The sequence below is a fragment of the Bacteroidota bacterium genome, assembly GCA_025059945.1.
Lineage (GTDB): Bacteria > Bacteroidota > Rhodothermia > JANXDC01 > JANXDC01 > JANXDC01.
Genome location: JANXDC010000009.1, coordinates 61375 through 73783, shown reverse-complemented (window position 1 = coordinate 73783; position 12409 = coordinate 61375). Strand labels below are relative to the sequence as shown.

Sequence of the window (12409 nt, the reverse complement as noted above, 5' to 3'; positions counted from 1 at the left end):
CCAGAAGAGCGCGATCCAGAGCCTGCGCATGGCGTTTTCCTCCTTGCCTGCGGGGTCAAAAATCCGAAATCCCGGCTCGAAAACGCCAGCTAGCCGGCCCAAGGCTAGCGCAAGAGCAGGCGGGGGTGTATCTTGTTTTGCGGCGCGAGCAGGGCCTGTGGTTCAAGCAGAAGCACATCGGGCGCCTTCTGTGCTTAAACGCGCCCTGGGATGAGACGATGCCGCCTAGCCCCCAAAGGCGGGTCCGATCGGAGTCGGCCTATGAAGCGCCTCGGAGGATTTAAGTCTTGGCGTCGGTGGGTCAGGCTGGCGTGGATGGCCCTCTGCTCCGGGCTAAGCTATCTGCTCATCTCCCCTATCGCGTCGCTTTCCTTTCGAACCTGGGATCCCTCTGGGCGCGTCTACCACCGGCTTCAGCGTCTCTGGGGGCGGATTGTGCTCTGGAGCGTCGGGGTGCGGCTGCGCCTGCACGCCGAAGGGCCGCTTCCGTCGGGTCCCGTGGTGTTTGCCGTCAACCACACAAGCGCCCTGGACATCCCCGTGCTCATGGTCGCGATTCCGGTGCCGTTTGCGTTCTTGTACAAGAAGGAGCTTTTGCGCGTGCCGATCTTCGGGTTCTTCTTGCGTCATTCCCCTCATATCGTGATCGACCGATCCGGACGCAAAGAGGCCCTGGAGAGCCTGCGCCTGGCCGGGGAGCGGATCCGCCGGGGGCTTTCGGCCGTGATTTTTCCGGAGGGGACGCGCAGCCCCGATGGCCGCCTGCTCCCGTTTAAGCGAGGGGCGTTTGCCATCGCCGCCGAGGCCGGAGTACCTTTGGTGCCGATCGCCATCCGAGGCGCGCACCGCGTTTGGCCGGCTCGAAGCTGGCCTGTAGCGCCTGGCTCGGTCGAAGTGCATATAGGCCCTCCGGTGCATCCAGAGGGGTTCGAACGCGCCCAAACGGAGGCGCTCATGAGCCGCCTCCGATTCTTCATGGAGGCCCGGCTTACACGGCAAGATTAAGCTCGTTCCCCTAAAGCTATGGCTGTTAGCATCCGGGACGTGGAGTACATCGCCGATCTGGCGCGCTTGCTCTTTACCGAAGAAGAAAAACGCCGTCTCCTGGGGGAGCTAAACCGGATCTTGGCCTACGTAGAAAAGCTCAACGAGCTGGATACCTCCGCCGTTGAGCCTCTGCGTCACGTCTGGGACCTGGAAAACGTCGCGCGCCCGGATCGTGTAATCCGCCGCTTCCGCCGCGAAGAGGCGCTGCTGAACGCCCCGGCGGCGGATTCCGAGTATTTCCGCGTTCCCAAGGTGATCGAATAACGTTCCGTGGCCCGCACCGCTTCGGCGCGCACCCGCAAGCCCTCCACCTCCATATGGGGTGAGTGGGATCTTCCGCAGCAGGAGCTGTGGGCTGTGGGGATCATGCTCCTTGCCGCGTTGATTTTTTATGCCCCCGTGATCGTCCAAGGGCTGCAACCCTTGGGCAGCGACACCCTCCAGTGGCGCGCCTCGGCGCAAGCCATGATCGCCTATCGGGACGCGACGGGCGAGGAGCCGCTTTGGAACCCGAATCTTTTTGCCGGCATGCCCGGCTATCTGATCAATTACCCCCCCTTAGTGCCCCAATTCGATACCCTGTTGGGCTGGCTACGGCGCTGGACCTGGCCCCTGGAGCATGTGCTGCTGCTGCTGGGGGGCATGTACGTGCTGTTGCGCGGCTTTCGGGTCCCCGCGCTTGCGGCCGCGCTGGGGGCGATGGCCTACGGGCTGACGACGTACTTTCCCATCATCCAAATCGTCGGGCACAACTCAAAGTTCATCGCTTTCGCCTTTCTGCCCTGGCTGTTGTGGGCCTTCCGTCGGCTCATGCTGCGGCCCGACCTGCTCGGGATGGCCCTTTGGGCCGTGATCTTGGCCCTGGAGGTCCGAGCCGGCCATCCACAGGTGACCTACTATGGGGCGGTGTTTTTGGCTCTTTGGTGGGCTTTCGAGGCATACGGGGCTTTAAGGGAGGGCCGGTGGCGGCCGTTTGGGGCGGCGACCGGCCTGCTTTTAGCCGGGACCGCGCTTGCCGCCCTCATGGTTCTGCAGCCCTACTGGGCCATTTTTGAATACAACCCGTATTCCATCCGTGGCGGGGCCGAAGGGGCATCCGGCGGGCTAAGGCGAGACTACGCCATGGCTTGGTCGCAAAGCTGGGGCGAGCTGCTTACGCTCCTGGTCCCGGCCGCCTTTGGCGAAGGCGGGCACACGTATTGGGGGGATAAGCCCTTCACCGAGGGCCCGCACTACCTGGGCGTGCTCGTGATTTTGCTTGCGATCGGCTCCCTGGTTACCGTCCGCCGGCTGCCGGATCCCGCCATGCGGCGCGCCGTTTACGCCGCTGCCGCAGCCGGGCTGCTGGCCGTGGGTTTTTCCCTGGGCAAGCACTTTCCTCTGCTCAACGAGCCGGCCTTCGCGTATCTGCCGTTCTTCAACAAGTGGCGCACCCCTGAGATGTGGCTCGTGATCACGGCCCTGAGCACGGCGCTGCTGGCCGGATTTGCGGGCTGGGGGATGGGCCCTCAACCGCGGGCCATACGGCCGTTTCTGTACGTGGGCGCCGCGATCTTCGCTTTCGGCCTGTTGCTGTGGGCTTTTCGGGATGCGTGGTTCGCCTTCGAACGCCCTCAAGAGGCGCGCACGTTGTTGGAGGAGCTTGCGCGGCAGACGGGCCGTCCCACAAGCGATCCGCAGCTGGTCGCCTTTGTGGAGGCCGAACACGCCCGCCAGGTGGCCGAGCGGCGCGCAAAATACACAGCCGACGTGCAGCGCCTGTTGCTGCTAGCCGGCATCGGCCTGATGTTGCTCTGGGCGGCTGAGCGACGGCTGCTTGGGCTTCCGGCCACCTGGGCGGGGCTGGCCGTTTTGGTGGCTTTTGACTTGGGCAGCGTGGGCCGGCGGCACTTTCGAGAGGATCGGCTCGTCCCCCGAGGGCGCGACCTGGCCCAGGCCATACCCGTAAGCGAGACCGATCGCTTCATCGCCCGAGATCCGGAGCTCGTACGCGGCTTTTCGCTTGCGCAAAACCCGTTTAACAACGCCATCCCCTCCTATAGCTACCAGTCCCTGGGCGGTTACCACGGGGCCAAGCTGCGCCTGTATCAGGACCTGATCGATAGCGTCTTTTTTGCCCCGAATCCGTATCCGGAGATCCCGCTGAACCTCTCCGTGCTGCGCATGCTCAACACCCGCTACGTCGTCCTCGCCGGGGAGGCGCGTGTGCCGGGCTGGCGGGAGGTTTTTCGTGAGGGCAACTGGATCACGTATCGGGACAGCCTAGCGCTTCCGCGCGCTTGGTTGGTGGGCCAAGTCGAGGTGCTGGCCGATTTGCCAAACATCCGACGTCGGCTTTTGGATACGACGTGGAACCCGGCCCGCACGGCCCTTTTGCTTTCACCCCCTCCGGGCCCCGTTGTGCCCATTCGCGAAAACTCGACGGCCCGGGTGGAGGTGCTCCAATGGGGGCCGCGCCGCATGGCGTTTCGGGTCCAGACCGACGCTCCGCGCTTTTTGGTGCTTAGCGAGATCTGGTATCCCGCCGGTTGGAGGGCCTGGGTCGACGGAAAGCCGAGCCCCCTGTACCGCACCAACTACGCCCTGCGGGGCCTTTACGTGCCGGCCGGCACCCATGAGGTGCGCTTGAGCTTCGATCCGGATAGCCACCGATGGGGCGTCCGGATCGCGGCCGGGGCCACCGTCGTAGGCTACGGACTGCTTTTCGGGCTCCTGTTGCGGGCGCGCCTGCGGCGTCCGCGCCGCGCATAGGGCCGGCCCTGTCGCGTATGCGCGAGCCGCGTCTAGTGCTGCTGATCACCTATTACTTTCCCCCCGCCGGCGGCCCCGGGGTGCAGCGGGTGCTGAAGTTCGTCAAGTACCTGCCCGAGTTCGGATGGGAGCCCGTTGTGCTCACCGTGCGCGAGGGCGCCTATCCCAGCCGAGACCCCACCTTGGCGCGCGATCTGCCCCCGGGCGTGCGCGTATACCGCACCGCCTCCTGGGATCCTTTTGCTTGGTACGCCCGCTGGACGGGCAAAAAGCCCGAAGAGGCCGCCACAGTAGGGTTTGCCAGCGCCAAGGCCCCAGACTGGCGAGAATTCCTGGCCCGCTGGATCCGGGCCAACTGCTTTCTACCCGACGCCCGCGTCGGATGGGTCCCCTTCGCCCTGTGGGCCGGAGTCCGGCTGCTTCGCAGGCTGCCCATCCGGGCGCTAGTGAGCTCCGGCCCCCCGCATTCGGTGCATCTTATCGGGCGCGCCCTGCACCGGCGCTTCCGTATCCCCTGGGTGGCGGACTTTCGGGATCCGTGGACGGGAATCGACTACTACGCCGAGCTGCCCATGACGGGCCTGACGCGGCGTCTGGACGCATATCTGGAGCGCAGCGTGCTCCAGACGGCCTCGGCCGTGGTTACGGTGGGCTCCTTTATGGCGCGCGCCCTGCGTGAGCGCCTCGAGCGCCCGTACGTGGTCATCCCCAACGGGTTCGACGAGGCGGATTTCGCCTCCGATCCGCCGCCTCCGGACTCTGGGGACGTCTTTCGGCTTCTGCACGTGGGCACGCTCAATGCAGCCCGAAACCCGGAGTCGTTGTGGCGGGCTCTTGAGGCGCTCGCATCCGAGGATATGCGCTTGGAGGTGGAACTTGTCGGCATCGTGGACGCCTCCATTCGGGAGCGCCTGCGGCGAAGCGGGCTAAGCGGTCGGGTGCGCATAAGCCCGTACCTGCCCCATGAGGCGGCGCTTCAGCGCATGCGGACCGCCGACGCCCTGCTGCTTGTGATCAACCGCGTTCCTGGGGCCGAGGGGATCATCACGGGCAAGCTCTACGAGTACATCGCCTCCGCACGGCCCGTGCTCGGGATCGGCCCTCCGGAGGGGGAGGCGGCTCAGATCCTGCGCCAGAGCGGCGCGGGCCAGATGTTCGATTGGGACGACGTGGAGGGCTTAAAGCGGCAACTGCGCGCGCTGTATGCGGCCTGGTCCGCAGGACAACCCCAGGCCGGGGCCACGCCGGAGGCGGCGCGCCGTTACAGCCGCCGTGCGCTCACCCAGGAGCTGGCCGCCCTGCTCGATAAGCTCGTCGAGGAAGGCTCATGCGCGTCGTGACCGTAGTCGGGGCGCGGCCGCAGTTTATCAAGGCCGCGCCGGTAAGCCGCGCCCTCAAGGCGGCGGGCATCGAAGAGATCCTCGTACACACGGGCCAACACTACGATCTTACTATGGACCGGGTGTTTTTCGAGGAGCTGGAGCTGCCCGAGCCGGCGCAAAACCTGGAGGTGGGCTCCGGCACGCACGCCGTACAGACCGGGCTCATGATGATGCGCCTGGAGGCGCTTCTGCTTGCGCTTCGGCCCAGCCCGGATTGGGTGCTCGTCTACGGGGATACGAACTCCACCCTGGCCGGGGCGCTTGTGGCGGCCAAACTTCGTCTGCCCCTGGCCCACGTGGAGGCCGGTTTGCGCAGCTACAACCCCCGCATGCCCGAGGAGGTCAACCGGCTTGTGGCCGATCGGCTTGCGGACCTGCTCTTCTGCCCCAGCCAACAGGCCGTAGAGAACCTGCGAACAGAGGGCATCACGCGCGGGGTGCACTGGACGGGCGACGTCATGCTTGACGCCCTGCTCTTTTACCGGGATCGGGCCCGCGAGCGGGTGCGCCCGGAGGCGCTGGTGCCCTTTGAGCCCGGCTCGTACTATCTGCTCACCGTGCACCGGGCCGAAAACACGGACGACCCAGACCGGTTCCGCCGCCTGCTTGCGCTCTTAGGGGAGCTAGATCGGCCCGTGGTCTGGCCGCTGCATCCGAGGGCGCGCAAGCAGTTGGCCGCCTTCGGGCTCAGCCTGCCCGCAACGGTATATGCGGTCGAGCCCGTAGGCTATCTGGCTATGATACGCCTTCTGGAGGGTTGCCATCGGGTGCTGACCGACTCCGGGGGGCTGCAAAAGGAGGCTTACTGGCTGGGCCGCCCCTGTCTTACGCTGCGGGCCGAAACGGAATGGGGGGAGACGGTCCAAGAGGGCTGGAATCACCTGGTGGACCTGGACCCCGAACGCCTCTGGGCGGCGCTTCGCGCCCCGGCTCCCGCCAGCCCGCCTCGGCCGCATTACGGGGATGGGCGAGCCGCAGAGCGCATCGCGGCGCTTCTGGGGGCGCATTCGCATTTGCCCCGATAGGGGCCGTATTTTTGCAAAAGCGCACACCTTTAGCAGACGGATCCGAATGAGCACGCCCGAAGCCGTATCGCAGTACACAGCGGAATCCATTACGATCCTGGAAGGCCTAGAGGCCGTGCGCCGACGGCCGGCCATGTACATCGGGGATGTGGGCCCGCGTGGCCTGCATCACCTGATCTACGAGGTCGTGGACAACTCCATCGACGAGGCCCTGGCCGGCTTTTGCGACCGCATTGAGGTTGTGCTGCACGACGACGGTTCCTGTTCCGTAACGGACAACGGCCGCGGCATTCCCGTCGACATCCATCCCACCGAGGGCCGACCCGCCGTGGAGGTCGTTATGACCAAGCTGCACGCGGGCGGCAAGTTCGACAAAAAGACCTATAAGGTCTCCGGTGGCCTACACGGGGTGGGAGTCTCCTGCGTAAACGCTCTTTCGGAATGGCTCGAAGTCGAAGTGCATCGCGACGGGCACATTTGGCGGCAGCGTTACGAGCGCGGTCGTCCCGTAACGGACCTGGTGATCGCGGGCAAAAGCCGGCGTACGGGCACGCGGGTCCGGTTTCTGCCGGACAAGCTCATCTTCAAGCACACCCAGTTTCGCTTCGACACCGTGGCCGAGCGGCTGCGGGAGCTGGCTTTTCTGAACCCCACCGTTCGGATCACGCTCCTGGATGAGCGCGAAAGCCCTCCGCTACGGGAAGAATACCACTACAAGGGGGGCATCCGCGAGTTTGTGCGGTTCTTGGATGAAAACCGCACCCCGCTGCATCAGCCCATCATTTACCTGGCCGGCGAACAGGACGGCGTGCCCATCGAGATCGCCATGCAGTATAACGACTCCTATGTGGAGAACGTGCTTTCGTACGTAAACAACATCAACACGCACGAAGGGGGCACGCACGTTACGGGCTTTCGCAAAGCCCTTACGCGCACGCTCAAGGCTTATGCCGAGAAAAACGGGCTGCTGCGCAACGTCAAATTTGAGCTGGCGGGCGAGGATTTCCGCGAAGGCCTAACGGCCGTCATCTCCATTAAGGTGGCCGAGCCGCAGTTTGAGGGCCAGACGAAGACGAAGCTCGGCAATTCCGAGGTGCAGAGCGCGGTAGAGGTCTTTGTCAACGAGCGGCTGGCCGATTTCTTGGAGCAGCACCCGCGCGTGGCGCGCGCCATTCTGCAGAAGGTGCTGTTGGCCGCTCAGGCCCGCGAAGCGGCCCGACGGGCCCGGGAACTGGTGCAGCGCAAAAACGTGCTCTCCGGATCCGGGCTGCCGGGCAAGCTGGCCGACTGCGCGATCTCCGATCCGCGGCACTGCGAGCTGTTCCTGGTGGAGGGCGATTCGGCTGGCGGTTCGGCTAAGCAGGCCCGCGATAGGCGTTTCCAGGCCGTCCTGCCCTTGCGCGGCAAGATCTTGAACGTGGAGAAGGCTCGCTTGGACAAAGTTTTGGAGAACGAGGAGATCCGCAACATCGCCATCGCGTTGGGATGCGGCATCGGGACCTCGGAAGAGGAGATCGACCTAAGCGGCCTGCGCTATCACAAGATCGTCCTCATGACCGATGCCGATGTGGACGGGTCGCACATCCGCACCCTTTTGCTTACGTTTTTCTTCCGCTATCTGCGGCCGCTTATCGAAAACGGATACGTCTACATCGCCCTGCCCCCCCTGTATCGCATCAAGGCGGGCAAGGAAGAATGGTATGCCTGGACCGATGAGGAGCGCGATGAGCTCCTGCGGCGCCTGGAGCAGGAAAAACGTCGAGAACAGGCGACCGTGCAGCGCTACAAGGGTCTGGGCGAGATGAACCCGGAGCAGCTCTGGGCCACCACCATGGATCCGGAGCGGCGTCTATTGGAGCAGGTTACGATCGAAAGCGCGGCGGCGGCCGATCACCTCTTCTCCATCCTCATGGGCGAGGCCGTGGAGCCGCGTCGGCGCTTTATCGAGCAAAACGCCAAGTACGCCAATCTAGACGTCTAATCCACCGATGTTGGACAACAACAGCCGCGAGCGCGTCATCCCGATTTCGATCGAAGAGGAGATGAAGACGGCCTACATCGATTATGCGATGTCCGTCATCGTCTCCCGTGCGCTGCCGGATGTGCGCGATGGGCTTAAGCCTGTGCAACGGCGCATCCTTTATGCCATGTCCGAATTGGGGCTCGGACACAACCGGCCCTACAAGAAAAGCGCCCGCGTGGTGGGCGAGGTCCTGGGTAAGTACCACCCCCACGGGGATGCGGCCGTCTACGATACGATGGTCCGCATGGCGCAGGACTTCTCGATGCGCTACCCCTTAGTGGACGGGCAGGGCAATTTCGGATCCCTTGACGGCGATGCCGCGGCGGCGATGCGCTACACCGAGGTGCGTCTTACCCGGCTAGCCGAAGAGATGCTGCGGGATATCGCCAAGGACACGGTCGATTTTAGCCCGAATTTCGACGATTCTCTGCAAGAGCCCGCTGTGCTCCCGGCTCTACCTCCGAACCTGCTTTTGAACGGCGCCAGCGGCATCGCCGTCGGCATGGCGACGAACATACCCCCCCATAACCTGCAAGAGGTCGTCGACGGGATCATCGCCTACATCGACAACCGGGACATCGGCAACGAAGAGCTGTTGCGCTACATCAAGGGGCCCGATTTTCCCACAGGGGGCATCATCTACGGCTACGACGGGGTCCGAGAGGCCTACACAACCGGAAAGGGCAAGATCACCGTGCGGGCTCGGGCCCAAGTCGAGACCCAGCGTGGGGGGCGCGCGGCGATCGTGGTCACGGAGATCCCCTATCTGGTCAACAAGGCGCAGCTTATCGAAAAGATCGCGCAGCTTGTTCGGGACCGAAAGCTCGACGGCATAGCGGATATCCGGGATGAGTCCGATCGCGACGGGCTGCGCGTCGTCTTCGAACTGAAGCGCGAGGCCGACCCGACGGTCGTGCTCAACAACCTCTACAAGCACACGGCCCTGCAGTCGACTTTCGGGGTGATCTTGCTCGCCCTGGTCGGCGGCAAACCCAAGGTGCTCACGCTCCGGGATCTGATCGCCCACTACGTTGAGCACCGGCACGAGGTCGTGCTGCGCCGCACCCGCTTTGAGCTGGCCGAAGCCGAGGAGCGGGCGCACCTGTTGGAGGGCCTCAAGATAGCCCTCCGTCACCTGGATGCGGTCATCCAGACCATCCGCAGCGCGCCCGATGTGCCCACAGCCCAGGAGCGTCTCATGGAGCGCTTTGGGCTTTCGGAGCGGCAGGCCCGGGCCATTTTGGAGATGCGCCTGCAGCGGCTGACCGGTCTGGAACGCCAAAAAATCGAACAGGAGTACAAAGAAACGCTGCAGCTCATCGAGCGGCTGCGGGCCATTCTGGAACAGGAGCCGCTGCGCATGGAGCTGATCAAGGAGGAGCTGCGCGAGCTTCGAGAGCGCTACGGGGATGCGCGTCGCACGGAGATCGTCTACACGGCCGAGGACTTCCGCGTAGAGGACATGATCGCCGACGAGGACGTGGTCGTTACGATCACGCATCAGGGCTTTATCAAGCGCACGGCCCTTTCGGGCTATCGGCGTCAGGGGCGCGGCGGCAAGGGCGTACGCGGAGCGGGCACGCGCGAGGACGATTACGTGGAGCGTCTGTTTGTAGCCAGTACGCACCACTACCTGTTGTTCTTCACCAATCAAGGCCGATGCTACTGGCTCAAGGTCTTCGAAATCCCCGAAGGCGGGCGGGCTTCGCGCGGCCGTTCTATTCGCAACCTGATCCAAATCGGCCAACAGGAACAGATCCGCGCCATCGTGGCCGTCAAGACCCTGCAGGATCCCGCTTACGTCGATCGGCATTACATCTTGATGGCCACCCGTCAGGGTATGGTCAAGAAGACGCCTCTGGAGCAATACAGCCGGCCCCGTCGAGACGGGATCATCGCCCTGGACATCCGTCCGGGGGACGAACTCATCGAGGCCAAGCTCACCGACGGCACGCATGAGATCGTGCTCGCCACGCGCTCGGGTCGGGCCATCCGGTTCTCGGAACGCGAGGTGCGGCCCATGGGCCGCGTGGCGGCCGGCGTCAAGGGGATCGAACTGGAGGAACCCGATGACGCCGTGGTCGGCATGGTGGCCGTGCGCCGTTCCGGCGTGTCGCTGCTGACCGTAAGCGAGCGCGGATACGGCAAACGCAGCCCCCTGGAGGAGTACCGCGTGCAGGCTAGAGGCGGCAAGGGCGTGATCACGATGCGCGTTACGGACAAAACCGGGCCCGTGATCGCGCTCCGAGAGGTCACCGACTCCGACGAACTCATGCTCATCACCGTTCAGGGCACGGTGATTCGGATGCCCATTCGCGATATCCGGGAGATGGGCCGCAACACCCAGGGCGTGCGGCTCATTAAGCTGGCCGATGGGGACGCAATCGCCGACGTGACCCCTTTTGTGCCCGAAGAAGAGGCAGAGGCCGAGACAAGCACCTGAGCCTGAACCCGGCCGGGCAGCGGGGGATCCCCCATCGTCGGCTCCCGGTGCAAACCTCGAATGGACCTCGGGGTGCGCTGCAGGCCGCGAACTGCTCTTGTTCGCTTGCGGAGCACCCGAGCCGGTTTCGCCACACGGTCCCGGTCCTGCAAGATAAGGAGGTGCTAGACCGAGCTGCCTACGCGCCTGGGCAGAATGCAACCCGCAAAGCGCTGCGCTACCCGAAAGTCCGGCACCGCCCCATGTTGCCCACGAAGATCGGTGCGCGGTGGACTTCGAGCCGGCCGGAGGCGAGGCGGGCAACCCCGCCGAGCGGCACCTGCCCGCGTTTCGATATGCGCACGCACAACTGAACCTGCCCTGTCGCGCCGGAAGGTCTGGGGCCTGAGCAGCGCCCAGCAGGCCTCGCATGATTGCGACATGCAGCGCATCGAGCACGGGGTTACGCCATGGCGAGCCGAAGAGCCGTTGCGGTGCGTAATCGACCACCGGATTTCGCTTGAGCTCTGCTTCAGCTTTGAATATGCAAAGGCGCGCTCTCTTCGGTCGGACCGAGCAGCCGACTCGCTATTACGTGGAACGCCGGGTGCGCGCGACGGTAAACACCGACAGCCGTCTTTTTCCCGCAAGACGCTCTCCGAAGAGCCGTCGCAAGCAGGCGGGGTCTAGAGGAATAGGCGCTACAATGGACGGTGCTAACCGACTTCAAAAGCGCCCTTTTATCCCGCGGGGGGCCTTAGGACCTCATTCGGATGCGAGTGCCCGCCTTGGCCATGGAGTCCGGGCCCTCAGTTGGTTCGGGTTCGATTCCTTGACAACGGAAACAGGGCCTGGTAGCTTTGTGGGTTGCAGCACCCAAACGGGTGCTTTTTATGTAGAGACCCTCCAGATCCAGATAAGGCCTAGCCGCAATGGCCGCTAAAGATCCCCATGCGCAGAGCACGCCCTCGGCCCAAGATCGCGCCGAGCAGGAAGCGCTTCGTCTGCAAGGGCCGCTTCCCCGGCACGTCGCCATCATCATGGACGGCAACGGCAGATGGGCGCGCAAACGCGGTCTGCCCCGCGTGGCCGGGCATCGGGCGGCCGTGGCCGCGGTTCGCGACGTCGTGGAAGCTTGCGCCGAGTTGGGGATACCGTATCTGACCCTATACGCCTTCTCCACCGAAAACTGGGCCCGCCCGGTCTCCGAGGTAAACGCGCTCATGGAGCTACTGGTGCGCACCCTCAGGCGCGAGACCCGTACGCTGCGACAGCATCGTATCCGACTTAACGCCGTTGGGGATTTGGAGCGTTTGCCCTCGTCCTGCCGCGATGAGCTGCTAGAGGCCATGGAACGCACCCGCTCCGGTGAGCGTATGGTGCTTACGCTGGCTCTAAGCTATGGTGGACGCTGGGAGATCACCGAGGCCGTGCGTCGCATCGCCCAAGAGGTGGCGGCCGGAAACCTAGATCCGGAGCGCATTACGGAGGCCGTTGTGGCCCAACATCTGAGTACGGCCGGTATGCCGGATCCGGACCTGGTGATCCGCACCAGCAACGAATTTCGGGTGTCGAACTTTCTCTTGTGGCAGATCGCCTACGCGGAGTTTTACGTCACCCCGTGCTTGTGGCCGGATTTCCGCCGAGTTCACCTGTACGAGGCCATTCGCAGTTTTCAAAGCCGGGAGCGCCGTTATGGCCGCACAAGCGAGCAAGTGGCCGCCTTTCTGGCCAACGGTCAGCCCGTAGTGTAAGAAGG

8 protein-coding genes are annotated in these 12409 nt (G+C 64.3%); all 8 read left to right on the top strand.

Annotated elements, in window-relative coordinates:
- Positions 1–261 precede the first annotated feature (261 nt).
- The 8 genes from NZ993_05265 (at position 262) to NZ993_05230 (ending at position 12404) form a co-directional block, all read left to right on the top strand.
- The gene (locus NZ993_05265; protein MCS7155198.1) at positions 262–1005 is read left to right on the top strand and encodes a 1-acyl-sn-glycerol-3-phosphate acyltransferase; all 744 of its coding nucleotides are present in this window, start codon (positions 262–264) and stop codon (positions 1003–1005) included.
- A gap of 18 nt (positions 1006–1023) precedes the next feature.
- Entirely contained in the window at positions 1024–1311 is a 288-nt protein-coding gene (gene gatC / locus NZ993_05260) for an Asp-tRNA(Asn)/Glu-tRNA(Gln) amidotransferase subunit GatC (GenBank protein MCS7155197.1), read from the top strand.
- Between the two features lie 6 nt (positions 1312–1317).
- Positions 1318–3798: a YfhO family protein gene (locus NZ993_05255; GenBank protein MCS7155196.1), complete on the top strand. Its 2481-nt coding sequence runs from the start codon at positions 1318–1320 to the stop codon at positions 3796–3798.
- Between the two features lie 17 nt (positions 3799–3815).
- A complete protein-coding gene (locus NZ993_05250; protein MCS7155195.1) occupies positions 3816–5138 on the top strand; it encodes a glycosyltransferase family 4 protein in 1323 nt (440 codons plus the stop codon).
- Entirely contained in the window at positions 5126–6205 is a 1080-nt protein-coding gene (gene wecB, locus NZ993_05245) for a UDP-N-acetylglucosamine 2-epimerase (non-hydrolyzing) (GenBank protein MCS7155194.1), read from the top strand. Before NZ993_05250 ends, wecB begins: the two co-directional genes overlap by 13 nt.
- Positions 6206–6251: 46 nt before the next feature.
- The gene (gene gyrB / locus NZ993_05240) at positions 6252–8186 is read left to right on the top strand and encodes a DNA topoisomerase (ATP-hydrolyzing) subunit B (GenBank protein ID MCS7155193.1); all 1935 of its coding nucleotides are present in this window, start codon (positions 6252–6254) and stop codon (positions 8184–8186) included.
- Between the two features lie 7 nt (positions 8187–8193).
- Positions 8194–10671 (top strand): DNA gyrase subunit A, encoded by a 2478-nt coding sequence (gene gyrA, locus NZ993_05235; protein MCS7155192.1) that lies wholly within the window; start codon positions 8194–8196, stop codon positions 10669–10671.
- A gap of 911 nt (positions 10672–11582) precedes the next feature.
- Entirely contained in the window at positions 11583–12404 is an 822-nt protein-coding gene (locus NZ993_05230; GenBank protein ID MCS7155191.1) for an isoprenyl transferase, read from the top strand.
- The last annotated feature ends 5 nt before the right edge of the window (positions 12405–12409 follow it).